Raw genomic sequence first — 23,225 nt, 5'->3', positions numbered from 1 at the left:
ACCTAATACAGCAAAGCCCTACCAAGGCAGGGCTTTAAAATTCAAGTTACAATCCGCTTAAACCGTAAAGCTTTCGCCGCAACCACATTCGTCTTTCTGATTTGGGTTGTTGAACTTAAACCCTTCATTCAGACCTTCTTTGGTGTAATCAAGCTCAGTACCATCGATGTACACGAGACTTTTTGCATCGACGATGAGTTTTACGTCTTTGTCTTCAAACACTTCATCGCCGTCTGCCAATTCATCGACAAACTCAAGAACATAAGCAAGACCTGAACAGCCTGTGGTTTTAATCCCAACGCGCAACCCAATGCCTTTTCCACGGTTTTCTAAAAAGGCTAATACACGATTAGCGGCTGCATCAGTTAATGTCACTGCCATAATAGTCTCTTACTTTGCCTGTTTGCTCTTGTAGTCTGCGATAGCTGCTTGGATTGCATCCTCTGCCAAAATTGAGCAGTGGATTTTTACTGGCGGTAATTCAAGCTCAGCACTGATATCGGTATTTTTGATCGTTGCAGCTTCGTCAAGCGTCTTACCTTTAACCCATTCAGTTACTAGCGAAGATGAAGCAATGGCGCTACCACAACCATAAGTTTTGAATTTCGCATCTTCAATGATGCCTTCATCTGATACTTTGATTTGCAACTTCATCACGTCACCACACGCTGGTGCGCCAACCATACCCGTTGCAACACTTGGGTCATTTTTGTCTAAAGAACCTACGTTACGTGGATTCTCTACATGGTCGATAACTTTATCACTGTAAGCCATAATTTTTTCCTCACTACCTGCTCGAGGCTGATTTAAGCTCAGCCTGCGGTGAAATCTTGCTTAATGGTGCGCCCACTCAACACTATCTAAATCAATCCCTTCTTGATGCATCTCCCAAAGTGGAGACATTTCGCGTAGACGACCGATAGACTCTTTAATCAACTTGACGGTGTAGTCGATTTCTTCTTCTGTTGTAAAACGACCGATGCTAAATCGGATTGAACTGTGGGCTAATTCATCGTTGCGGCCAAGGGCACGTAATACATACGAAGGCTCTAAGCTCGCTGATGTACATGCTGAACCGGATGAAACCGCGATATCTTTAACTGCCATTAAAAGGCTTTCACCTTCGACAAAGTTAAAGCTGATATTCACGATACCTGGCACAGATTGCTCGATTGCACCGTTGAAATACACTTCATCCATATCCATGATGCCATCAAGTAAACGCTGACGTAGCGCACTGATGTGAGCGTGATCTTTGTCAAAATCTTGTTTCGCTATTTTAAACGCAGTGCCCATACCTACGATTTGGTGCGTTGCTAATGTACCTGAACGCATTCCACGCTCGTGGCCACCGCCGTGCATTTGCGCTTCAAGGCGCGCACGCGGTTTACGACGAACGTAAAGCGCACCAATTCCTTTAGGACCGTAAACTTTGTGTCCAGAGAAAGACATAAAGTCGACTTTAAGCTCTTGCAAGTCGATTTTAACTTTGCCTGCGCTTTGCGCCGCATCCACATGGAACATGATCTTACGTTCGCGACACATTTCGCCGATAGTTGCGATGTCTTGGATAACACCTAGCTCGTTATTAACGTGCATTATGCTCACTAAGACTGTGTCATCACGCATCGTCGCAGCAAGCTTGTTCAAATCAAGTAAACCGTTTTCTTCGACGTCCATGTAAGTCACTTCAAAACCCTGACGCTCAAGTTCACGACAGGTATCTAACACGGCTTTATGCTCAGTACGCGCGGTGATCACATGCTTGCCTTTCTTCTTATAGAAATGCGCTGCACCTTTGATTGCTAAGTTATTTGATTCTGTCGCACCAGAAGTAAATACGATTTCGCGCGGATCAGCGTTAATCAAATCAGCGATATCATTACGCGCTTGGTCAACCAGCTCTTCTGCCTGCCAACCGAAACGGTGTGAACGTGAGGCTGGATTACCAAAATTACCATCCATTGTCAGGCACTGCATCATCTCGTCTGCAACGCGCTGATCAACCGGGGTGGTTGCTGCATAATCTAGATATATCGGTAACTTCATTTCTTTCTCCGCTTGACGCCAGTGCTATAACTGGCAGCTCACTTGAATATTGTCTAATTGCTCAATCGCTTTTTTGACACGCTTGTCTTGGCGCATCGCCACGGATTGCACATCTGAGTCAGCGACTAACTCGGCTAGGGAAATACTGCTTAAAAACTCTTCGATTCTGACGCTTAGATCGGACCATAAAGAATGAGTTAAGCAGCGTGCGCCACTCTGGCAACCACTGCCCTCACCATGACAGCGGGTTGCGTCTACCGACTCATCCACTGCATTAATCACATCACCGACCGAAATTGCGTTAGAATCACGGCCCAGTAAATAGCCGCCACCAGGACCTCGAACAGAGCTGACCAAGCCATGTTTACGAAGTCTTGCGAATAATTGTTCGAGGTAAGACAGTGATATTTCTTGTCTTTCTGAAATATCAGCTAAAGGGACAGGACCAATGCTGGCATGTAGCGCCACGTCTAGCATCGCTGTCACGGCGTATCTGCCTTTTGATGTCAGTTTCATACACTGTCCCCACGTTAATCTACCAAGCCGCAAATTGTAATTACTTGACTAAGATAGTCAAGTATTTGACTAGGTTTGCAGCACTTTTATTGCGCTATTTGAGTTAGACTCAAATAATATCCGAGTAAATTACTCAAGTATTAGCTGTCATTGTAATTACCTGAGTAATTTAGTCAAGTATTCGTGAGGGATTTTTATACGACGGTATATTCGATATTTGTATCGAGTCAGAGACACCGCACATGATGCCTCTGTCACCTGTTTACTTTATTGATTTATCAACCGAACTCAAAATGCCACGTAATATATTTAACTCTTGGTCTTCTGGACGAGCCCGGTTAAACAGACGTTTGAGCTTGGTCATCACCATGCCTGGATGCTGTTTGATGATAAAACCGGTGTCGTTAAGCGTATTTTCTAGATGTTGGTAGAACAACTCCATCTGTTTTGCCGATGGATAAACCATATCATCTTCCTCAACTGGAGTCTGTTGTTGAGAGTCTAAGTAAGTCATTCGCGTTTCATAGGCGAGAGTCTGTACAGCCATGGCTAAATTGAGCGAGCTATATTCAGGGTTTGCGGGGATACAAACGTGATAATTGCACAGTTGTAACTCTTCATTGGTTAATCCGCTATTTTCACGACCAAAAACCAAAGCTACCGGACCTTGCTCGGACTCTTTAACCAGCTTTTGTGCACACTCTCTTGGATCGACCATTGGCCATGATAACGTGCGCGAACGTGCGCTGGTGCCTATTGTCAAGCTACAATCGGCGATAGCTTCTTGAAGCGTCGCAACGTGTACTGCACGACCTAACACATCGGTTGCTCCCGCAGCCAGAGCACTGGCGTGACTGTCTACTTCACAGGCGGGGTCGACCAAATATAACTTAGACAAGCCCATGGTCTTCATCGCACGCGCCACTGAACCAATATTTCCAGAGTGGGAGGTATTAACCAAAACGATTCGAATATCTTCTAAAGCCATTGTGTCTTTCTCAAACAAAAATAATAACAAATTGTACCATAGCAACGAGGTCAGGTAGCAGTGCATTTTTTGCGTGCCAGTGAAGCATATTAGTTTTAAGTGAATCGCTAACAGCAAAAAAGCCCACGCTTTCATAACAGTACAAAAAACACACAGAATAATTGTTTATTTGCTGTTTACTTTAGGCAAAAAGTCGCTAGAATACGCCGGCTGAAATATTCCTGTTCTTTTACAACCTAAAGGTAATGCTATGCATCCAATGTTGAACATTGCGGTACGCGCTGCGCGTAACGCGGGTAAGGTTATTCTACGTGCGTGTGAAGATCTATCTAGAGTAGAAGCTTCGCAAAAAGGTACTAACGACCTAGTAACGAATATCGATAGAGAAGCTGAAGCGATTATTCGTGACACTATTTTAAAGTCTTACCCTGACCACTCTATCGTTGGCGAAGAGCTTGGACAACATGATGGCAAAGACGCTGATTACCTTTGGGTTATCGATCCGCTAGACGGCACGACAAATTTTGTTAAAGATATTCCTCACTTTGCGATTTCTATCGCTCTTAAAGTAAAGGGCCGTGTTGAACAAGCCGTGGTTTACGATCCGATCCGTAGCGAGCTGTTCACCGCATCACGTGGTCAAGGTGCCCAACTAAATAGTAAACGCCTTCGTGTATCTAAATCGACAGATTTACAAGGCACCGTACTTGCCACTGGTTTCCCATTTAAACAAAAGCATCACATGGACGCTTATTTAGAGGCGTTCAAAGCATTATTTATTCACACCGCTGATATCCGTCGTGCTGGTTCTGCTGCGCTAGACATGGCTTATGTTGCAGCTGGCCGCGTTGACGGTTTCTTTGAAATTGGTCTTAAGCCTTGGGACACAGCAGCTGGTGAGCTTTTGGTAAAAGAAGCAGGCGGAATGGTTACTGACTTTGCAGGCGGTGCAAACTATAACCGAAGCGGTAATATTGTCTGTGGCGCACCAAAACTATGCCAAGCAATTGTAAGAGAAATTAGACCTGTGCTTACAGAGTCATTATTGAAGTAACAAACTGACTTTAATACGAAAAAACCCAAGCACAAGCTTGGGTTTTTTGTTTTCGGTATCGCGAAAAGACAGCCGTTATTTGATTTCGACTCTGGCCGAGCGCATGACAACTTCGTCATTTAATTCAATACCTAGCCCTGGCTCTTCTGATACTTTAAAGATGCCTTTTTCTGGCTGAGGATCTTGAATACACAACTCTCGGTTCCACTTTTTAATTGCGTACGTATGATGTTCGTGGATCAAGAAATTTGGAATTGCCGTCTCTAAATGCAGTGATGCAGCTGTTGCAACAGGGCCACCGCACACATGTGCTTGAATGCGAATATCAAAAATATCAGCGTAGTCACATACTTTTTTCGTTTCAGTAAAACCGCCACATAACCCGATATCAGGTTGTAAAACATCGATACTTTGATCTTCAAAGTATGGGCGTACTCCCCAACGATTATACAAACGCTCGCCGCCCGCGATAGGCACCGAAGTCTTGTTGGCTACTTTAGCATGCAGTGAGTGGTTCAAATAGTTAACCGGTTCTTCATAGTACATGCAGTCAAATTCTTGTGCTATCTCAGCAATTTGAATGGCAGAGGTTGCACCTGGTAAACTGTGGCATTCAAAAATAATATCAACTTCATCACCCACGGCTTCGCGAATGGCTTTCATGCGGGCACGATACAGCTTCATTTCCGCTCTAGAAATCAATTTGGTACGGTCATAGTACGTGTTGCCGTCTTTATCGTACTGAATTGGATCAACTTTTACCGCATCATAGCCCTCTGCAATGGCTTTGTGCGCGGCTTCAGCGTATTCATGTGGTTGTACTAATGCTTTAAACTCACTGTCCCAGTCAAATTGAAGCTGCGAGGCATAAGTGCGAAGCTCAGGATTCACTTTACCACCAAGCAATTGGTAGACTGGTAAGTTCAGCGCTTTACCTTTGATGTCCCAAAGCGCCGTATCAATTGCTGACATGGCTGCATAAACTACAGGCCCTCCACCTAGGCCCCAAAAACTTTCACGTAGCATGCGAGACCATAGTAATTCAGTTTGAAATGGGTCATGACCAATCAAAAAGGCCTCAGCCATTTCTTTAATCATGCTAGCAGCGGCGCTGTGCCCCAAATCATAAGCAAGACCAGCCTCACCCACACCAGAAATGCCTTCATCAGTATGGATACGCACAAAAACTGGGGTCCAAGCAGGTCTGTCTGGACAGTGAATATCGAATACTTCGACGCGATTAACTTTCATTTTGACTCCTATTCAGCAAAGCTGGGATCAAGACGGTACGCTTTACGTAACATAGCAGGCCAAGCAAGTTGGCCGCCAGTGCTTCCGCTGTGCACGACTTTGGCTTGATTGTAAATATTCTCAATGATTGGCTGTGGAACCGGCACCGCTTTTTGTCCGGTTGCTTGGATTGCCACTTGGATTTCGCACGCACGTTGTAGATCATAAAAACGCATAAACGCATCACCTACCGTGGGACCAACCGTGAGCCCACCGTGATTAACCAATAGCATATGGTTAGTGTCACCTAAGTCCTGCTGCAAGCGCGCTTTTTCATCAGCATTGACCGCTAACCCTTCATAGCCGTGATAAGACAGCGATGGCAATGAGAACATGCTATGCTGGCTAAGTGGTAACAACCCACATTCTAGACTCGCCACTGCAACGGTTTCTTTGGTGTGTAGATGGATCACACAATGTGCGTCCTCACGGACTTCATGAATTGCACTATGAATCGTGAAACCTGCAGGATTGATTGCAAATGGCGTATCATCTAGCACATTTCCCTGTAAATCCACTTTCACAAGATTAGAAGCAGTTACTTCATCAAACGCCAGTCCAAAAGCATTAACCAAGTACTGATCCGTTCCCGGCAAGCGCGCCGACATGTGCGTGTAGATGAGATCTCCCCAACGAAAGTGCTCGACGAGTCGATAACAAGCGGCCAAGTCGACACGCAACTGCCATTCTTGTTCACTGACTTTATCTTTTACATTTAGTTTTGGTAATTCAAACATGGGAGATCCTTAAACAACATCCAAATCAGTTTGGATGTATAGAAGTCTAAAATAGCTAAGCGAGTTCTTCAACTAAAAACCACCGACATGCGGTGGTTTTTGATGTTTCTAAAGTGGTAGCTGCTTATTTTACTTTTGATAAGTATTCAGCAATAGCATCAATTTCAGCATCAGACACATTTGCGACCATTGCTTTCATGGCCGCCGACATGCCATTAGTGCGCTTGCCTGATTTGATGTCTTTCATTTGCGCTGCTAAGTACTCTTTATTTTGGCCATTAAGTTTTGGATATAGAGGCATGATTGGTGCTTTACCCTCTGCACCGTGACAAGTTTGGCACATTTTTGCGGTATATAATGCCTCACCGTCATTAGCCATAGAATTTGTCGCACCAAAGGCGCCAAGCGCAATCGTAGTCCCTACTAATAGTTTTTTTATCTTGCTCATATCATTACTCTTTTTATTAAGGTTAGTATCGTTTCAAAGTGTAGACCAAGCTGAAATGATCTTCTAAAAGAATCACAAACCTAATGACCAAAACAACTTTTACCACATCAGATCATCTGGAATTTCATAATCTGCATACGGGTCATCATCTTTGTTTTCCTGACCATCATCTTCAACATGGAACACAATATATTTTTCATCTACTTCGGCAATCTTTCGAGCTGGCTCGTCTTGCAGTACATAAAACTGACCTTCAAGTACACAAATTGCTAAACGCCCTTTTGCTAGTGCTTGTTGCGTCACAGCATTAACTTCTAGCTCTTTAATCTTACTTTGATAAGTAAAATTAAACGTCACATCACCACGTATTTCGTCTTGATTGTGATGTTCAAGAATTTGCTTCACCCGAGCGACCTGCTCTTTTTCTTTCAACTCTTCTTGTTTTGCTCTATTTAACTCTTCAGCCTTCTTCTGCTGCTCAAGCTTGGTTTGTTCAATATGCTTTTGCAGATCAGATTGATCACTGGTTGCGCCCTTTTTCTTTTTCTTTTGCTGCTTTCGTTTTTCGGTTTTAGCTACTTTCGCTTTATGCTCTGTTGTTAAGCCAGCCTTGAGCAGTTGCTCTTGCAATGAACCCATCATGCAACTCCTTAAAATAAGATTTTGTAGCTATTTTAACTCAGCAAACAGAATTGACCAGATGCATGATGGACCGACTGCGATAAATCTATCAAAAATGTTTGTGGGTGTTGTGATTTAGCGCAAATTATTGGCAACTTAATTCACCTAAGTTAGGCTTGTCATCCGCACAATCTGAGTTGTTCCATTATGCCGATATTTCATTTACTGCTGTGTTCTATGTTCATCTTTTTTGTGCTTTATGCACCACAGCCGTTACTCGCTGAGTTTGCTGACATGTTCGAGATCAGTGCGTCGCAAAGTGGCCTGTTGATGTCGGTCACTATGCTACCACTCGCCATCGCGCCAATTTGTTATGGCATTTTCCTTGCCCAACGCAATATGTTGACCACGCTAAAATGGGTCATGATAGCACTTGCCTGCAGCTGTGTGTTGTTTCCACATATGCCAACCTTCACAGCATTACTCACTTTACGGTTGCTACAAGGACTATTGCTTCCAGCGGCGCTAACTTCAATGACAGGCTTTGTTGGACAGACGTTTTCGGGGTCACAACTGAAGCATAAAATGAGTATGTATATTGGCAGCACAATTGCCGGTGGCTATTTGGGTAGAACATTAGCAGCTAACTTTGCTACTTTACTTGATTGGCAAAGTTTTTATTACTTCAATGCTCTAGGTTTACTAGTACTAGCGCTCCTTATTAATACCAATTCTGGAATAGCGAATAGCAAAACAAATACGAGTATTTCTAGCTACCTAAAACCGCTTCGCCAAAGTGATTTATTAAAACTGTATTGCTCGGTCTTTTGTATGTTTTTCTGTTTTTCTGGATTACTCAATTTCTTGCCTTTTGTGCTAAAACATGACTTCGGTATTCAAAGTCCAACTCAGGTAGGATGGGTTTACACTGGTTATTTGCTTGGCGCGATAGCGGCACTCTTCATACCGTTTGTACAAAAGCGAGTTCGCTCAACTTGGCAATTATTGTGGCTGTTATTTGCAGGATATGCCTTGAGTTTACTGACCATGCAAAGTGCTAATTTATCCTTATTTATCGTTTTATTTACCCTCATCTGTGCGTGTATGTTTATGATCCATGCGACGGCGGCGCCATTTTCCAACACCTTGAGCAACGCAGCATCAACCGTGACAAATGGAGCGTATGTATCCTTTTATTACACTGGTGGCGTACTTGGTACTTATTTGCCAGGTTTAGTATATGAACGCACAGGATTTACTGGCTTCATCGTCACCTTAACCAGCGTATGTGCGATAGGTTTAGGCTTGTGTTTACATAGCCGAAGTTTGGAAAAACAAGTTATAGAGAAGGTACAGTAACCCAACTAGGCTGGTGTCCTGTTTGGAACCAAAAGCGCTTTAAATCATCTAGGCTTAGCACCCAAGTTTTAGTATTTACTAATGGGTGGCATTGCCATAATGCCTCCTGCTGCAGTGATTCATCTAACCATAATTCCACTAAGTTTTGCTCATCATTTGCGGTCGCCAGCGCAGATACACAACCTTGCTCAACCCCCAAATATTTCGCTAACCGTTCTTGAGAGGCGAATCCTAACCGTGATAATGCTTGTGACTTTGACAACGCTTTTAAATCCACCTTTTTATCAGCTGGCACAATCAACAGAAAGTGTCGCTTGCCGTAATTATCTCGCAAGAATAGGTTTTTTAATCTACAACCTTGGCGTTCTAAGGATAACCTATCAGCATCATCACAAGTATGAAGCGCTGGGTGTTCATAATCCAAATAGCTAATACCAAGGCGTTCCATTGTGACCTGCAATGAATCTGGATTATTTCTAATCACAAACACTCTCCACGCAACTGTACACTTCGTTCTTTCCAGAACACTTCATCGATTCGATACCCAGCAGTGCAGTATTGAGCCGCCATCAATTCTTTTTTTAGCTCAGCCACGGCCCGATCTTCTAGCTGAAGTTTCAATGCTGGAGTATCTTCTACACGTTCCTGTTCGGCAAATTTACGGATTTCTTTTCGGGTTGGTGCGCGTTGAGAGCTCAATTGAAAGCGTGGCGTTGCCTCAACCGTCACAATAAAAGCGAATTCAGATGCCCCATTATCATTGACCCTTGTGTGCAAGGTTTGTTTTTCAATAATGAGCGGGTCCGGCTCAGAATTACTGGCACAGCCGCTAAGACTACATAAGAACACAAACGATAAAACATAACGAAACATAACTTTGCAAGATGCCTTCTTATCTTTTCGCCCAGTGTAACAAAGACGCATAAAAAAAATCGAAATTTTTTTATGCTAAGGTTGACTCGCTAAAAAAAAATGATTAAATTTCGCTTCGTCCAAAAGACGGAATGTGGGGCTATAGCTCAGCTGGGAGAGCGCCTGCCTTGCACGCAGGAGGTCAGCAGTTCGATCCTGCTTAGCTCCACCACTTTTCGTCATCTCCGTCAGTACCCTTTTTATTTTATCAGTCGTCTTTTTAGAACATAAAAAAAGCCCGAAATTAAATCCGAGCCTCTTAACTTATTTTCAATTACCTACTGACGAGTTTGGCCTTCACCATTTACCAAGAACTTTTCAGTTGTTAGTGACTCCAGCCCCATGGGCCCGTAGGCATGTAGTTTAGTCGTCGCAATACCAATTTCCGCACCCAACCCTAACTCTGAACCATCGCTAAAGCGAGAAGACGCATTAACCATTACAACCGACGCATCAACACTACGTTGAAATAGCGTTGCAGTTTGTTGATTTTCGGTACAAATGACCTCTGTATGATGGCTACCAAAGCGATCAATGTGTTCGAGTGCAGCAGCAAAATCAGCAACTTGGCGCACCGCGATTTCTAGACTCAGATATTCTTCTCCGAACTCGTTGTCCGCCAGCTCTGTCGCGCCATCAAAATATTGAACTGAATTAGCACAGGCATTGATTTTCACACCGTGCTTGGCGAGTTCGGTCGCGGCAAGTGGTAAAAATTGAGCAGCAATATCTTGATGTACTATTAATCCTTCAAGGGCATTACAAACGCCCGTACGCTGAGTTTTGCCATTTAGCAACAACGCAATCGCTTTATCTAGGTTCGCGTCTTTATCTATGTATAAATGACACACCCCTTTAAAATGCTGGATCACTGGCACGGTGCTGTTTTCAGTCACAAAGTTAATTAATCCTTCACCACCACGCGGAATAATCAGATCGATGTAATCTTTTTGCTGCATTAACTCCATCAACAAACCGCGATCTGGATCTGGGACCACCGAAATTAGCGCCTTTGGTAATCCATGCTGAGTTAATACTTCGTGCATTGCTTCTGCGATAGCCAAAGAACTCTTTAGGGCTTCCTTACCGCCTCTTAAAATGACGCCGTTACCAGATTTGAAACACAGTGCTCCCGCATCAGCGGTAACATTAGGTCGCGCCTCGTAGATCATGCACACAACACCCAATGGCACTCGCATCTTACTAATTTTAATGCCATTCGGTCTTACCCCCATGTCTCTTGTTGCACCAACCGGATCAGCTAATTCAACAATGGTCTCAATCCCTTCGGCCATAGCGTTGATCCGTTCTTCGTTCAAGGTCAAACGATCGATCATGGCTGCACTGAGTTGATTATCACGTGCTGCCGCCAAATCAGCCTCATTGGCTTTGATAATTTCAGCTGCTTTACTTCGGATAGCTTTCGCCATATCGGTAAGCACCTGGTTTTTTTCATTGGTAGTTAGTAACGCTAATTTTTTTGCAGCTTGTGCCGCTTCTGTTGAAATCGATTTGATTAAGTTCATAACTTAAGACTTCTCCAATAATGCTATATCTTGTTCTGAAATCACCGGACCAATGCTGTCTTGTATCTTCTCACTGATCGGACTTTCATCTTGTTCTGCTAAAAAGTTCAGTAGACAGCTACTGTAATTGGTCGTTGCTTTTGCCAAACGAGTACCATCTTCACTGCGCACGAGCACGGTATCGCCAACAGAAAACTCCCCTTTTACTTCCGTAATGGATTCACCGCTCAGAACCGCGTGCTCATCAGACATGTCGTAATCGTCTTCAACAACTAACTCACCTTGCTCCGAAGCTGTGTGCGTCATCCAATGAACCGCCTCTTGCATCGGCGTTTCCGAAGCTAGGAAGACTGTTCCAGGGTTATTTCCCGCAAGTAATAAATCGAACGTAGTTTCCTCAAAACCATTCACGATAAAAGTATCAATACCATGAGAAATGGCTTTCTCAGCCGCTTCAATTTTGGTTTTCATACCACCTGTGCCCACTTTGCTTGTAGGACATCCTGCCATATCGTAGATTTCTTCAGTGATCACTGTTACTTCAGGAATTAGCTCAGCGTCTGCGTGTAGGTTCGGGTTTTTGTTGTATAACCCTTTAACATCCGAGCAAATAATTAAAGTATCTGCATCCGCGGCAGCTGCGACCATTGCCGATAGATTATCGTTATCTCCCACCTTTAAATCGTCGGTGGTTACAGTGTCGTTTTCGTTGATAATAGGCAGGATCCCATGATCCAGTAAAGTGAATATTGTTTCACGAATACTGGTGTATCGCTCTCTGTCTCGAAGATCACCATGGGTTAATAAAATCTGTGCTGATGGAAAATCAAAAAAGCGGTCCCACGTCGCCATCATTTCGGTTTGTCCTGCCGCTGCCATGGCTTTTTTTACTGCAATGGTTGCATTCTCTGTATTAGGAAATAAATGCGAACCTGCAGCCACAGAACCTGATGAAACTAGGATCACTTCGATCCCTCGGGTTCGGCACCGCACAATAAACTGCGCGATACTCAGTAAATAACGTGATCGACACCCATCTTGCTCAGGGGCGATAAGCGCACTACCTATTTTTATCACTATTCTTTTCGATTTTTTCATCGATTGACACCTGCTTTTGCTAACTCCAACTCTATTCTCTGGCAATCTGTTACTCCCATTGGATACCATTCAGCAAAAAACAACCCGGTTGTCACTTGTATTTCGAATGTAAAGACGACAGGCATGCTCAAGCAAAGGACTAAACAATTAGCACTTGAGAGCAGCAAAAAAGCCGAATACAGTCACAGTAGTCAATTACACTGGCTGTTATTTCACTAAAAAGATTGATTGTGACATCGAGTATTTACACCTCGTTGTCGAGCCGCTTCCAACAGGGGCACCATGGTTTGGTACGGCTGGAAAGGCCTGAACCGCAATGAATGATTGCGCAAAGAGTAGAATGTTATGACCGCGCGAGTTGCCCCGCTCTAAAAACGCTATATACCTTAGCGTAGACCGCTCGGTGATTGCAACCCACATTCATATTAATTATTTATTACCGCCATAAATAAAAGTAATAATATATTAAATTCAATGTATTATCGCGTTTATTCTTACTGTCACTGTGATATAACAGTGAGAGCGCTATACTGAGTCAATAGTAACAATGCACTCCCAACGCAGGAGAAAATATGTCAGCAATTTACATTGCAGGAATCGCAGTTTGCTCTGTACTCGCACAGTGGCTTGCTTGGGCTTTTAAAGTACCCGCCATTTTGTTTTTATTGCTTGTGGGCCTCGCATTAGGTCCGTTTAGTGGCACCCTTGATCCTGATTTATTACTCGGTGATTTGCTCTTTCCCGTAGTCTCTTTGTCTGTTGCTGTGATTTTATTTGAAGGCTCTTTAACGCTGCATTTCAAGGAATTAAAAGGCATTGGGAAAGTCGTTCGAAACCTTTGCTCTATTGGCATGCTGACAACCTTTGCAATTATTTCCTTATCGGCAATTTATATTCTCGAACTTAACTGGCAAGTTGCCGCCGTGCTAGGTGCGGTACTGGTTGTAACTGGACCTACGGTTATCGCTCCAATGCTCAACGCCATGCGTCCAGATAAAGATATCGATCGAATTTTGCGTTGGGAAGGTATCGTCATCGATCCTATAGGAGCACTATTTGCCGTTTTGGTTTTTGAAGCCGTAACCTTAGTTGGTAGTGCAGAAGTACTAAGCCATACACTATGGGCACTGGTTTCTACGCTGGGCGTTGGGATCACTATTGGGGTTGTCGCAGGTTGGCTAACAAGCGTTTTGATTCGCCGAGAGTGGCTACCTTTTGAACTGCATAAGTTTGCAATTTTGGCCTTGGTGCTATTTAGCTTCACATTAGCGAATCATCTGAGCCATGAGTCTGGGTTACTTGCTGTAACCGTCTTTGGGATCTGGCTCGCAAATCAAGATGACTTGGAAATTGACTCCGTTTTGGAATTTAAAGAAGACTTGTCAATGATATTGATTTCTAGCCTATTCATTTTACTAGCTGCACGCTTGAAACTTGAAGATTTGATGTTGCTAGACATTAAGGTGTTTATTTTTCTCGCGATTGTACTATTCATTGCTAGACCATTGTCCATTTTGGTTTCAACCTTTAACACCGATCTGCCCCTAAAATCGCGAATATTACTGTCTTGGATTGCCCCAAGAGGGATTGTTGCCGCAGCGGTCGGCTCGGTATTTGCGCTGAGCATGACTAAATCCGGTATCGTTGATTCGCACAAAATGGTCCCACTGATTTTTACGGTTATCATTGTTACTGTGGTACTACAAAGCCTTACCGCCACGCCATTTGCGAGACTACTTGGTGTTAGACAACCCAAACCCAGTACGGTATTACTGATCGGCGCGAATCATGTCGCAAGAGCGATTGCAAAAGGCCTTAAAGAGCAACATATTGATATTTATCTTTCTGATCCTGCTTGGGAAAACTGTAAAATGGCCAGAATGGATGGGCTTCCCTGTTACTACGGCAACCCTCAATCAGAACATGCAGAACGCTACTTACCTTTAACTAGTTTGAAGTCAGTATTGGCCCTGTCACCAAACCGTCACCACAATGCGCTGGGCGTACAGTATTTTTCTCATTTACTTACAGAACAACAAGTCTATTCACTAAAATCGTCCACTAACCATGCCAAAGCCAACAAAGACAGCGCCACGTTTCTATCAAGGCAAGTGCTATTTGGCGAGGAAGGGAATTACGCCAAACTCAGCAGCATGATGGCAAAAGGGGGGAAAGTGAGCGTAACGAGAATTTCTGAAGAGTTTAGCTGGCAGCAATACCAAGAGGTTAATCCTGAAGCCATACCTTTGTTTGTTCTGACCGAGCAAAATAATGATGAAGAACCTGTCAAATTGCGGCCTTTTACCACCAACATGGAAAAGTTGCCTGACGTAGGGGAAAAAGTATTTGCATTGCAACCCCCTAAACTGTCAGTTTTGAAAGATACGGCATTACAAAAAGAAGGCCCTGTGGGTGCCAAATTAAGTGATCAGCAGATGAGCTGATCACTTACAGTACATAAACTAGGTGGCCGCTATCTGCACTGATTAAGGATAATATTAAACGGGATGTCGACATTAAATTTGGACTAATCGCCTGTCATTAATTCAATGTTCTTTCAAGGCGCTTATCCAAACTGACTTACATTGGCATTCTTGCACGTGTGACGACGCTATCCGGCATTTTTTCAGCAAGTTTTGATAACGATAACTCAATCCGTTTATGGAGCTTTTTGTCAGACACTATCGAGTGAAATAACCACCGATAAGCATCTTCATAGTCTCTTGGACTGCCGTGACCTTGATTAAATATGTCCACAAGACGGACTTGAGCATTGATATTTCCCAGTGACGCTGCTTCTCGTAAATAAGTAATCGCCATTGCTTTATCCGCTTGTACTAATTGACCAACGTCGTAATAACGACCAAGCTGCTCCAGAGCTGGGGCTAACCCTTGCTCCGCTGACTTTCTCATATAAAACAAACCTAACTCTACATCACGTTCTACACATACTGCGTAGGCCAGCATGTCACCATAAAGAAATTGGTATGAAGGCAGCTCCATGATCTCTGCTCGAGCTTTAATGTCTTGCACCAGCTGACAGTCATCAAGCTTAACTCGCGTTAAATGCTCGTTCTTTTCAATCAACTCTAGCAATTCAGCTTGGCTATACAAAGGCACAGCCTGAATAGGTTCTGCTGCGTCAGTATTGGTGACTGACAGATAGGTTATAGCTGCAAAAGCAAAGCATCGAATGACTTGATTCATCGGGTTCTCAACTTCTTTCGTTTGGGCTGTTGCTGGGTGCTTAGTAGTCAAAAAATAACACAGAAATACCAGCTGACAAGTTCTACTTTAGATTGTCGGAAATTTACCCAGTAACACTGATGATAATTACTTAAGCAAGTTATCGGCCAACAAGAGAAATAGTTGAGAGAAATTTAGTGACAAAAAAAGCTGCCGAAGCAGCTTTTTGTAACTGATTATTCGCCGAATGGGTTGCGAACAATCATAGTTTCAACACGGTCTGGACCAGTTGAAATGATATCGATTGGTACACCCGTAATTTCTTCTAGGCGTTTGATATAGTTGATTGCGGCTTCTGGCAGCTGCTCTAATGACGTCGCACCAAAAGTCTTTTCGCTCCAACCAGGCATCTCTTCGTAGATAGGGGTTACTTTCTCGTAACCTTCAGCAGCTAGTGGAGTTACATTAGTGACTGTGCCATCTTCTAGTTGGTAACCAGTACAGATTTTAACGGATTCAAGACCGTCAAGCACATCCAGCTTAGTTAAACAAAAACCAGAGATACTATTGATTTGTACTGCACGGCGCATAGCCACTGCATCAAACCAGCCAGTACGACGTAAACGACCCGTTGTCGCACCAAACTCGTGGCCTTTTTCACCTAAGTGACGACCAACTGGGTCTTGCTTATCTTGACCATCGTAAAGTTCTGTCGGGAAAGGACCTGAACCAACGCGCGTTGTATAGGCTTTTACAATACCTAACACATAATCTAAGTGAAGAGGACCAAAACCAGCACCGGTTGCAACACCACCTGCCGTTGTATTTGATGATGTCACATATGGATACGTACCGTGGTCGATATCCAATAATGTGCCTTGTGCACCTTCAAATAAAATATGATCACCGGCATTACGCGCTTGATCTAGTAGCTCAGTCACATCAACGATCATTGACTTAAGTACTTTCGCAATTTCCATTGCATCATCGTAGGTTTTCTGGAAGTCAACAGCATCAACTTTGTAGTAGTTAACCAATGTAAAGTTATGGTACTCAAGGACTTCTTTAAGTTTCGCTGCGAATTGCTCAGGGTTAAATAGATCACCAACGCGAAGACCGCGACGAGCGACTTTGTCTTCGTAAGCTGGACCGATACCACGACCCGTTGTACCAATTGCTTTTTCACCACGCGCAAGTTCGCGAGCTTGGTCTAGTGCAACATGGTAAGGCAAAATGAGAGGACATGCTTCACTGATAAGCAAGCGTTCACGAACTGGAACGTTACGCTCTTCAAGCATTTTGATTTCTTTCATTAACGCGTCTGGCGCAAGTACAACACCATTACCAATCACACATTTTACGTTTTCACGTAAAACACCTGATGGGATCAAATGTAACACTGTCTTTTCACCATTGATCACTAACGTGTGACCTGCGTTGTGACCACCTTGGTAGCGCACAACTAATGAAGCTTTATCTGTCAGTAGATCAACTACCTTACCTTTACCTTCGTCACCCCACTGGGTGCCCAATACAACGACGTTTTTACCCATTGCAAATTCACTTAGAAAAAATTAGGCGCAGATTTTATCAGAAAACCATAGCCAAGATCACCCCAATTTGCTTATTTTTTCTGCTTACAAACAGAGTGAAGTCAACTTACTTTACCTGACTGGTCAGTAACGCTGGATACCAGCTACAGATTCTTTCTTTCAGATCAAATAGCTAGTCTTTATTCTGAAGGAGAATAAACGGCTCTATAAAACAGTAAAGCATGGCCTTAGCTTTTTATTTTCTTAAGACCATGCTCCACTCTAAGATAATTTTTATTTATCCTCTGGTCGCAATCGCAGGGGAAATATTAACCACCTTTCTGGCTGGTAGATAAACCGCAAACACATTAACCAGCCAAGTGAATAACGCGCAAGTTAGCATTATCGGAAAGCTGATATTCAAATCACCTGTCGCCTGAGCAGACAAAATAAACTGGGTGAAAATCAGTAGTAGGCCAATACCTAATCCTATAAAAACCAGGATTGAGTTTTCTAATAAAAAGTATCTTATAACCATTTTATTGGTAGCGCCTAGCGCTCTTCTGATACCAATTTGCTTACGTCTTTGACTAATCAAAAATGCAACTAGGCCAGTTGTGCCAAGACTAGCAACGAATATCAATAAAAGTGAAACTCCCAATAACACAGCAGCGTCACTACTTCTACCATCATACATACGCTTCAACACTCGGGTTAACGTTTCGACATTCGACACATAACGGTTGTTGCTATTATTTTTATATAAGACATCAACTATTCGTTCTTTTATCTGCTCTGAAGTATTTGGCTCAACACGCACCAAGTAATCAGGTGTTGAACCTTCTTTCCATGTTACTTGAGGACGAATAACCGTGTTATACGATTTACCCAAACGGTTGAGCTGCCCCCCATTAATGAAATTACTGTAAACACCAATTACATAAACGGGCGCTCCGCCTTTTTCGAGGTATAAAGATTTGCCAATCGCACTTTCATTACCAAATAAAGCTTTGGACATTGCCTCACTGATCATCACTACAGCAGCACCACCTTCATCAGTAGGTCCGCGATATACATCTGCAGGTGCAAAGTCACGACCCTCAAGTAAAGTTAACTTCAACACAGAAAGTGCACTGGCATTCATCTCAAAAATATTCGCCAATTCAGATTGCGCGTCTTCCGACGGAGATAAGTACAGCGAGCTTCCTCTAGGTGCTTCTGTTGGACGCCCGCGATTTGGTGTTACTGCCAGCACGCCTGGTAGAGACTTAAGCTTTTCTACATCAAGATCTATCATGCTTTTTACATCAATATCACCGTACGCGCGACTCCGCACAGAAATAACTTCCTCTAGCGGCAATCCAGATGCTTTATTCCAGTCCTTGAGCGTAAAATAAGTATCTGATGTCGATACATACAGAGCTAAAAAGGCGAGAGCGGCTTGTAGCACAATCACACCAGAGAGGAACTTATTGTGCTTTAAACTCAGTAAAATCGGTCTAATTTCCATTTTGGCACTCCTTACTGCGACTTCAGTTGTGGGGCTGGTGCAATATTAATTGTACGTAATATTGGATACATTCCCATTACTACACTTGCCAATAGAGACATTAACATCGCCTGCCCAACCATAAACCAATCCAGAGAAAAGCTGCTTGCAATAACTTCAGCAGCGACTTCAAAATCCACAGCGTAAAGCTGCTGCCACAGCATAAATTTGAGTCCAAAGAATGAGATAGCGACCCCTAGCAATCCTCCTATCATACCAACCAAAAGAATTTCGATAGTAAATTGGGTGATCAGAACCTTTTTGCTCGCCCCTAATGCTCTGCGTAGGCTGATTTCGAATGTTTGACGGGTAAACTTCGCCAATAACAATCCCACGGCATTTAATATACAAATGAAGAAAAACAACGGGGCAATAATTCGTAACTGATCTCTACCTTTGAAAAAGTTTTGCCAATATTGATTAACGCCAAGTAGCGATGTCACATAATTCTCTTCACCCCGCTGAAAACGCCCTAACGCATATTGCTGGTCAACATATTGATCTATTTCCTGCTGGTAAATGTCCATGTCATCAGCACTCGCTAACTCAGCCCATAATTTGATGAACCCACATTCTGAATTCATTAACTCGTTGGCATTTTGTGTGACAAATGTACGTCCCCTTGCACTGTCTTTTTGATGACACTGCATATACACCCAACGATTTAAGTTGTTATTCAGAGCAAAACTACTTGGGACGAAGGCTGAATTTGGGTTAGTTGGAAAAAAGTCGCCGAGCTGGTAACGACGTGATTCATATACTGTTTTAGTAACTCCTACAACAGTCACACTCTTTCCATCAATGTTCAGCTGCTTACCAACGCTGTTTTGGCCGCCGAAAAGTTGATTATTAGCTTGTTCACTCAATACGATGACTGGACTACCTGATTTATCATCTTCTTCTTGCCAGTGCCCTCCGAAGAGAAACTCCAGATCAAAAATCGAAAAATAATGTCGATTAGTCGCAACAGAGTCAGATTGAATCGGATTCACCTCTTGATTATTCAAGCTCAAGATATTGTTACTAGGCCAAGCTAGAGTTTGACGTTCTGCAGTAAACTCACCGTTGATTATATTATTGGCATCTTTATAAGTTAGACCGGGACGCCTTCTCAACTCCGAAATATCACTGGCGTTGACATCTCGATGATCTAGCTGAACCAGGGCAACGCGTTCTGCTTTTCCGGGTAAAGGTGGTTTGGCTTGATTGTATGCAATCGTTTGGATGGTAATAAGAATGCCAATACCAACTGCGATAGCACAAACCATCATCAGCGTTAATTGCCAGCGCTCTCGCAGGCTTCGCAGCGCAAGAGTAAAGTTATATGAGATCATGTTAACTCCCGCTTGTTATGCCGTTGCGACTTTTGGCTGACTGGTAATATTCTCTGAAATATCGCTTAACATGCCATCTGATATTTGAATATGTCGACCTACTCGTTTAGCTAAAATGTCATCGTGTGTAACCATTATTATGGTCGCGCCATCACGATTGATCTTTTCGAGTAATTGCATCACCGACTCTGCCATCTTTGAGTCTAGGTTACCGGTTGGTTCATCCGCCAAAATAATTGCAGGATCACCAGCAATTGCGCGAGCAATGGCAACTCTTTGCTGCTGCCCACCAGATAATTGAGTCGGTAAATGTTTGTGACGATTTGCTAAGCCAACCGTTTCTAACGCGTTCATTATTCGCTCATGGCGCTGTTTTTTATCAAGCCCCCTGTAACGTAATGGCACATCAATATTGTCATACAAAGGTAAATCTGGAAGTAAGTTAAAGCTTTGGAATATAAAACCTATCTTCTCGTTTCGTAACCGAGACTTTTGATCATCCCCCATGCCTTTCACTGAAATACCATCAAGTAGGTACTCACCAGCGGTAAAATCTTCCAGTAACCCCATGATATTCAAAAAAGTCGACTTTCCCGATCCTGAAGGGCCAGTTATCGCCGCAAATTCACCCTTTTTAATTTCTAAATCAACACCTTTAAGGGCGTGTGTTTCAACTAGTTCAGTACGAAATACTTTTTTAATTCCCTGCATTTTTAGCATGTCGAATTCCTTAATTTATTATTTGAATTGTAGGTTTTCTATTAAACGATTCGAGGTTAGAAATAACGATTTCTTGGTTTTCCTCTAGACCCTGTAGCACCTCGACTTCTCGTAAGCTTTTTGCACCAAGCCTGATACTCGTTTTCAACGCTTGATCACCATTAACGACATAAGCAATCCTTGATCCTCCAGACTCAACAAATTGTCCTCGACGTACTTTTAAGACGTCTTTTTTCGTCTGAATAAAAATTTGCGCATTCACACGTTGATTCTGACGTAACCCTTCAGGTGTTCCATCATTAAAACTAAGAAGTCCAACCACCTCTCCGTTATTTACTTCTGGTGATATCGCCGTAACCGTGCCTTTATAGTCTCGATTATTAACGTTGATGACGGCTTCTAGCCCAGGAGAAAGGCTATCTGCATAGCTTTCTGCGATTGCCACTTTGACTTCAAAATGACTCAAGTCCACGACGGTAATCAGTGGAGCATTCATGGCTACGTGATCTCTGTCACGAATATTGACCAGACCAACAATCCCCTCAAGTGGAGAGCGCAAACTCAATTGTTCCAGTTGCCGATGTAAATCATCGACAACAAACTGCTGACGCTCTAGCTGTCTTTTCTTAGTCTTGAGTTCAAATGCCAGAGAACTTTCTAGCAAGTCATAAGCTTGTTTGGCATGTTTAAAAGCTAACTCTTCCTTTTGCATTTCGCTTTCGATAACTTCAAAGCTTTGTTTACTAATCAAAGCTTGAGAAATACTCAGCTGCGCCCTAGACATATTTTTACGCTGCAAATTGAGGTTAACTTCACTCTGTTCAATGGTTTGTTTCGCATCGAGTAAACGAGTGTTATTTTCTATTTGCTGACGTTCTACTTCCATTTTTAATTCATCCAACCTCGCCTCTTCCTGCGCTAGCTGGTTTGTTAATTCTGGACTATCGATTTTAACCAGTAGTTGACCCGCTTCGACGGTTTCACCGGCTTTTACAAGTAGCTCTGCCACTCCCTCATGTGGCGCATAAAGAGTAGGACTATTCGCCGAAACCACTTGTCCTTGAGTGTTAATATCTTGGATCAAGTCCCCCCGGATCACCCGGGCAGTGCGAAGCTCATTAACTGACACTGACTGGTCTGCACTTAACAATTCATTTACTTTTACAATGCCGAATCCTATAACTGTAATTGCAATTATTAGAACCCCCCAGATAGTGAACCGCTTCTTATTACGTGCTTGTGGCTCAATGGTAATATCCTGCCCTGATGTATCTCTCATTTACTTCTTCCTCAATACTTCCTTAAATTAACAACCACCTTCCCGAACTTACCAACCATGCTCGCGTGCCATACCTACTAACACTTTACGCTCTCCACTGAATGGTTTTCGCCCATGGGTATAAAGCATATTATCAACCAATATAAGGTCGCTTTTTTGCCATGGAAATGAGAATGTTACCTCATTGTAAGCATCTCGAATAACTTGTAAAGATTTTGCATCAATTTCACTACCATCACCAAAGTATGAGTTACGAGGTAGGTTATTTACTCCAAGCGTTGAAAGCAGACTTTCCTGCGTGTCTTTATCTAGATTAGAAATGTGGAAAAGGTGTGCTTGGTTGAACCAAACCTTTTCTTTCGTTACCGGATGGGTAGCTACGGCAGGGTTGACCTGACTGGTGCGTAAAGTATTTTCATCTACCCACTCAAAGTCTAAATGATTGGCTTTACAGTATTGCGCCACTTCGTCTTTGTTATCAGTTTGAAAAACCTCGCTCCAAGGTAAATCGATGTCTCCGTAGTTTCTGACATACATTACTTTTTTAGCTTCAAATTCTTCTCTGATTTCCTTAGGAATCAAATTATAAACTTCGCGACTATCGGCCAGTGGAGTCTCTCCACCTACAGGACTCGGGAGCAAGCAACATAATCCCAGACGCATTGCCCAACGATTTGAATACGCATTTTCATTATGTTGCGGGATGGTCTGAGCTGGGTGATATTCCGTGGCAGTGTAAACATTGCCACGTAACTCAGTTCTCGGAGTCGAGCGATAGCTATAGTTCAGCAGTTCAGCTTGAAAAAGAGTTGAAAGTAGTTGACCAAATTGCTTACTACTGTGAATTTTCAACCCTCTAATTACCAAAGCACCCGATTGTTGTACAAGTTGATCGATTGCTTCTGCATTGTTTTCAGCCCAATCCAGTAATTTTTCACCATTGGTCGATACATTAAGCAATAGTTTTTTGCCTGCTACTAGTTCCAGATCGTCAATACCATATTGAGTTGCTAGCATGGTTTCATTT

The 23,225-nt window shown here is 43.1% G+C and carries 23 protein-coding genes and 1 tRNA gene; 4 read left to right on the top strand and 20 right to left on the bottom strand.

Translation table 11 applies throughout. The annotated features are described in order from the left end of the window. Nucleotides 1-57: 57 nt before the first annotated feature. From iscA to trmJ, 5 genes are all read right to left on the bottom strand, one after another. Nucleotides 58-381 carry an iron-sulfur cluster assembly protein IscA gene (gene iscA, locus ACSLBF_RS02800; protein WP_440055104.1) on the bottom strand — a complete coding sequence of 108 codons (324 nt, stop codon included), beginning with the start codon at nucleotides 379-381 and terminating at the stop codon, nucleotides 58-60. Between the two features lie 9 nt (nucleotides 382-390). Further along, nucleotides 391-774: a Fe-S cluster assembly scaffold IscU gene (iscU, locus tag ACSLBF_RS02795; protein WP_440055103.1), complete on the bottom strand. Its 384-nt coding sequence runs from the start codon at nucleotides 772-774 to the stop codon at nucleotides 391-393. 60 nt (nucleotides 775-834) lie between these two features. Continuing rightward, nucleotides 835-2,049 carry an IscS subfamily cysteine desulfurase gene (locus ACSLBF_RS02790; RefSeq protein WP_440055102.1) on the bottom strand — a complete coding sequence of 405 codons (1,215 nt, stop codon included), beginning with the start codon at nucleotides 2,047-2,049 and terminating at the stop codon, nucleotides 835-837. Nucleotides 2,050-2,073: 24 nt separating this feature from the next. Then, the gene (gene iscR / locus ACSLBF_RS02785) at nucleotides 2,074-2,565 is read right to left on the bottom strand and encodes a Fe-S cluster assembly transcriptional regulator IscR (RefSeq protein ID WP_440055101.1); all 492 of its coding nucleotides are present in this window, start codon (nucleotides 2,563-2,565) and stop codon (nucleotides 2,074-2,076) included. Nucleotides 2,566-2,827: 262 nt separating this feature from the next. Continuing rightward, entirely contained in the window at nucleotides 2,828-3,553 is a 726-nt protein-coding gene (gene trmJ / locus ACSLBF_RS02780; RefSeq protein WP_440055100.1) for a tRNA (cytosine(32)/uridine(32)-2'-O)-methyltransferase TrmJ, read from the bottom strand. 250 nt (nucleotides 3,554-3,803) lie between these two features. Here trmJ and suhB point away from each other — a divergent pair, with 250 nt between their 5' ends. Beyond that, entirely contained in the window at nucleotides 3,804-4,607 is an 804-nt protein-coding gene (gene suhB / locus ACSLBF_RS02775; RefSeq protein WP_440055099.1) for an inositol-1-monophosphatase, read from the top strand. A 75-nt stretch (nucleotides 4,608-4,682) separates the two neighbouring features. Here the strand turns inward: suhB and ACSLBF_RS02770 are convergent, their stop codons facing one another. From ACSLBF_RS02770 to ACSLBF_RS02755, 4 genes are all read right to left on the bottom strand, one after another. Further along, complete coding sequence (locus tag ACSLBF_RS02770; RefSeq protein ID WP_440055098.1) at nucleotides 4,683-5,858, bottom strand: mandelate racemase/muconate lactonizing enzyme family protein; 1,176 nt, start codon at nucleotides 5,856-5,858, stop codon at nucleotides 4,683-4,685. Nucleotides 5,859-5,866: 8 nt separating this feature from the next. Continuing rightward, entirely contained in the window at nucleotides 5,867-6,634 is a 768-nt protein-coding gene (locus tag ACSLBF_RS02765; RefSeq protein ID WP_440055097.1) for a class II aldolase/adducin family protein, read from the bottom strand. A gap of 124 nt (nucleotides 6,635-6,758) precedes the next feature. After that, on the bottom strand, nucleotides 6,759-7,082 hold the full coding sequence (locus ACSLBF_RS02760) for a c-type cytochrome (protein ID WP_440055096.1): 324 nt from the start codon (nucleotides 7,080-7,082) through the stop codon (nucleotides 6,759-6,761). A gap of 99 nt (nucleotides 7,083-7,181) precedes the next feature. Beyond that, on the bottom strand, nucleotides 7,182-7,721 hold the full coding sequence (locus ACSLBF_RS02755; RefSeq protein WP_440056188.1) for a DUF2058 domain-containing protein: 540 nt from the start codon (nucleotides 7,719-7,721) through the stop codon (nucleotides 7,182-7,184). Between the two features lie 189 nt (nucleotides 7,722-7,910). On the opposite strand from ACSLBF_RS02755, the gene ACSLBF_RS02750 reads away from it, so the two are divergent. Then, nucleotides 7,911-9,062 carry an MFS transporter gene (locus ACSLBF_RS02750; RefSeq protein WP_440055095.1) on the top strand — a complete coding sequence of 384 codons (1,152 nt, stop codon included), beginning with the start codon at nucleotides 7,911-7,913 and terminating at the stop codon, nucleotides 9,060-9,062. Here the strand turns inward: ACSLBF_RS02750 and ACSLBF_RS02745 are convergent. After that, entirely contained in the window at nucleotides 9,043-9,546 is a 504-nt protein-coding gene (locus tag ACSLBF_RS02745) for a prolyl-tRNA synthetase associated domain-containing protein (RefSeq protein ID WP_440055094.1), read from the bottom strand. The two genes, ACSLBF_RS02750 and ACSLBF_RS02745, sit on opposite strands and share 20 nt — an antisense overlap. Further along, the gene (locus ACSLBF_RS02740) at nucleotides 9,543-9,935 is read right to left on the bottom strand and encodes a hypothetical protein (RefSeq protein WP_440055093.1); all 393 of its coding nucleotides are present in this window, start codon (nucleotides 9,933-9,935) and stop codon (nucleotides 9,543-9,545) included. The genes ACSLBF_RS02745 and ACSLBF_RS02740 overlap by 4 nt, the downstream gene beginning before the upstream one ends. A 135-nt stretch (nucleotides 9,936-10,070) precedes the next feature. On the opposite strand from ACSLBF_RS02740, the gene ACSLBF_RS02735 reads away from it, so the two are divergent. Further along, nucleotides 10,071-10,146 (top strand) — tRNA-Ala (locus tag ACSLBF_RS02735). A 106-nt stretch (nucleotides 10,147-10,252) separates the two neighbouring features. Here ACSLBF_RS02735 and ACSLBF_RS02730 read toward each other — a convergent pair. Next, entirely contained in the window at nucleotides 10,253-11,500 is a 1,248-nt protein-coding gene (locus ACSLBF_RS02730) for a glutamate-5-semialdehyde dehydrogenase (RefSeq protein WP_440055092.1), read from the bottom strand. 3 nt (nucleotides 11,501-11,503) lie between these two features. Then, nucleotides 11,504-12,598, bottom strand: coding sequence for a glutamate 5-kinase (gene proB / locus ACSLBF_RS02725; RefSeq protein WP_440055091.1), 1,095 nt, complete (start codon nucleotides 12,596-12,598; stop codon nucleotides 11,504-11,506). 572 nt (nucleotides 12,599-13,170) lie between these two features. Here proB and ACSLBF_RS02720 point away from each other — a divergent pair. Further along, complete coding sequence (locus ACSLBF_RS02720) at nucleotides 13,171-15,042, top strand: cation:proton antiporter (RefSeq protein ID WP_440055090.1); 1,872 nt, start codon at nucleotides 13,171-13,173, stop codon at nucleotides 15,040-15,042. Between the two features lie 136 nt (nucleotides 15,043-15,178). Here the strand turns inward: ACSLBF_RS02720 and ACSLBF_RS02715 are convergent, their stop codons facing one another. The 7 genes from ACSLBF_RS02715 to ACSLBF_RS02685 form a co-directional block, all read right to left on the bottom strand. Continuing rightward, entirely contained in the window at nucleotides 15,179-15,805 is a 627-nt protein-coding gene (locus tag ACSLBF_RS02715; RefSeq protein WP_440055089.1) for a tetratricopeptide repeat protein, read from the bottom strand. Nucleotides 15,806-16,020: 215 nt separating this feature from the next. Further along, on the bottom strand, nucleotides 16,021-17,337 hold the full coding sequence (locus tag ACSLBF_RS02710; RefSeq protein WP_440055088.1) for an adenylosuccinate synthase: 1,317 nt from the start codon (nucleotides 17,335-17,337) through the stop codon (nucleotides 16,021-16,023). Between the two features lie 277 nt (nucleotides 17,338-17,614). After that, nucleotides 17,615-18,826, bottom strand: coding sequence for an ABC transporter permease (locus ACSLBF_RS02705; RefSeq protein WP_440055087.1), 1,212 nt, complete (start codon nucleotides 18,824-18,826; stop codon nucleotides 17,615-17,617). An 11-nt stretch (nucleotides 18,827-18,837) separates the two neighbouring features. Then, nucleotides 18,838-20,199: an ABC transporter permease gene (locus ACSLBF_RS02700; RefSeq protein ID WP_440055086.1), complete on the bottom strand. Its 1,362-nt coding sequence runs from the start codon at nucleotides 20,197-20,199 to the stop codon at nucleotides 18,838-18,840. Nucleotides 20,200-20,214: 15 nt separating this feature from the next. Then, nucleotides 20,215-20,919, bottom strand: coding sequence for an ABC transporter ATP-binding protein (locus ACSLBF_RS02695; protein ID WP_440055085.1), 705 nt, complete (start codon nucleotides 20,917-20,919; stop codon nucleotides 20,215-20,217). 10 nt (nucleotides 20,920-20,929) lie between these two features. Continuing rightward, nucleotides 20,930-22,198: an efflux RND transporter periplasmic adaptor subunit gene (locus tag ACSLBF_RS02690; protein ID WP_440055084.1), complete on the bottom strand. Its 1,269-nt coding sequence runs from the start codon at nucleotides 22,196-22,198 to the stop codon at nucleotides 20,930-20,932. A 48-nt stretch (nucleotides 22,199-22,246) separates the two neighbouring features. Next, nucleotides 22,247-23,215: a TauD/TfdA family dioxygenase gene (locus ACSLBF_RS02685; RefSeq protein ID WP_440055083.1), complete on the bottom strand. Its 969-nt coding sequence runs from the start codon at nucleotides 23,213-23,215 to the stop codon at nucleotides 22,247-22,249. Nucleotides 23,216-23,225 lie beyond the last annotated feature (10 nt).

Origin of the sequence: Pseudoalteromonas sp. T1lg65, assembly GCF_051930985.1 — a bacterium.
In the GTDB taxonomy this organism is placed as follows: domain Bacteria; phylum Pseudomonadota; class Gammaproteobacteria; order Enterobacterales; family Alteromonadaceae; genus Pseudoalteromonas.
This window is presented reverse-complemented; position numbering and strand designations above follow the sequence as displayed.

Coding starts and splice junctions, on each gene's coding strand:
- ACSLBF_RS02760 (WP_440055096.1), bottom strand. CDS start 7,082: ATGAGCAAGATAAAAAAACTATTAGTAGGGACTACGATTGCGCTTGGC.
- proB (WP_440055091.1), bottom strand. CDS start 12,598: ATGAAAAAATCGAAAAGAATAGTGATAAAAATAGGTAGTGCGCTTATC.
- ACSLBF_RS02700 (WP_440055086.1), bottom strand. CDS start 20,199: ATGATCTCATATAACTTTACTCTTGCGCTGCGAAGCCTGCGAGAGCGC.
- ACSLBF_RS02790 (WP_440055102.1), bottom strand. CDS start 2,049: ATGAAGTTACCGATATATCTAGATTATGCAGCAACCACCCCGGTTGAT.
- ACSLBF_RS02690 (WP_440055084.1), bottom strand. CDS start 22,198: ATGAGAGATACATCAGGGCAGGATATTACCATTGAGCCACAAGCACGT.
- ACSLBF_RS02740 (WP_440055093.1), bottom strand. CDS start 9,935: ATGTTTCGTTATGTTTTATCGTTTGTGTTCTTATGTAGTCTTAGCGGC.
- iscR (WP_440055101.1), bottom strand. CDS start 2,565: ATGAAACTGACATCAAAAGGCAGATACGCCGTGACAGCGATGCTAGAC.
- ACSLBF_RS02750 (WP_440055095.1), top strand. CDS start 7,911: ATGCCGATATTTCATTTACTGCTGTGTTCTATGTTCATCTTTTTTGTG.
- trmJ (WP_440055100.1), bottom strand. CDS start 3,553: ATGGCTTTAGAAGATATTCGAATCGTTTTGGTTAATACCTCCCACTCT.
- ACSLBF_RS02755 (WP_440056188.1), bottom strand. CDS start 7,721: ATGGGTTCATTGCAAGAGCAACTGCTCAAGGCTGGCTTAACAACAGAG.
- ACSLBF_RS02695 (WP_440055085.1), bottom strand. CDS start 20,919: ATGCTAAAAATGCAGGGAATTAAAAAAGTATTTCGTACTGAACTAGTT.
- ACSLBF_RS02770 (WP_440055098.1), bottom strand. CDS start 5,858: ATGAAAGTTAATCGCGTCGAAGTATTCGATATTCACTGTCCAGACAGA.
- ACSLBF_RS02705 (WP_440055087.1), bottom strand. CDS start 18,826: ATGGAAATTAGACCGATTTTACTGAGTTTAAAGCACAATAAGTTCCTC.
- iscA (WP_440055104.1), bottom strand. CDS start 381: ATGGCAGTGACATTAACTGATGCAGCCGCTAATCGTGTATTAGCCTTT.
- iscU (WP_440055103.1), bottom strand. CDS start 774: ATGGCTTACAGTGATAAAGTTATCGACCATGTAGAGAATCCACGTAAC.
- ACSLBF_RS02715 (WP_440055089.1), bottom strand. CDS start 15,805: ATGAATCAAGTCATTCGATGCTTTGCTTTTGCAGCTATAACCTATCTG.
- ACSLBF_RS02730 (WP_440055092.1), bottom strand. CDS start 11,500: ATGAACTTAATCAAATCGATTTCAACAGAAGCGGCACAAGCTGCAAAA.
- ACSLBF_RS02765 (WP_440055097.1), bottom strand. CDS start 6,634: ATGTTTGAATTACCAAAACTAAATGTAAAAGATAAAGTCAGTGAACAA.
- ACSLBF_RS02685 (WP_440055083.1), bottom strand. CDS start 23,215: ATGCTAGCAACTCAATATGGTATTGACGATCTGGAACTAGTAGCAGGC.
- suhB (WP_440055099.1), top strand. CDS start 3,804: ATGCATCCAATGTTGAACATTGCGGTACGCGCTGCGCGTAACGCGGGT.
- ACSLBF_RS02710 (WP_440055088.1), bottom strand. CDS start 17,337: ATGGGTAAAAACGTCGTTGTATTGGGCACCCAGTGGGGTGACGAAGGT.
- ACSLBF_RS02720 (WP_440055090.1), top strand. CDS start 13,171: ATGTCAGCAATTTACATTGCAGGAATCGCAGTTTGCTCTGTACTCGCA.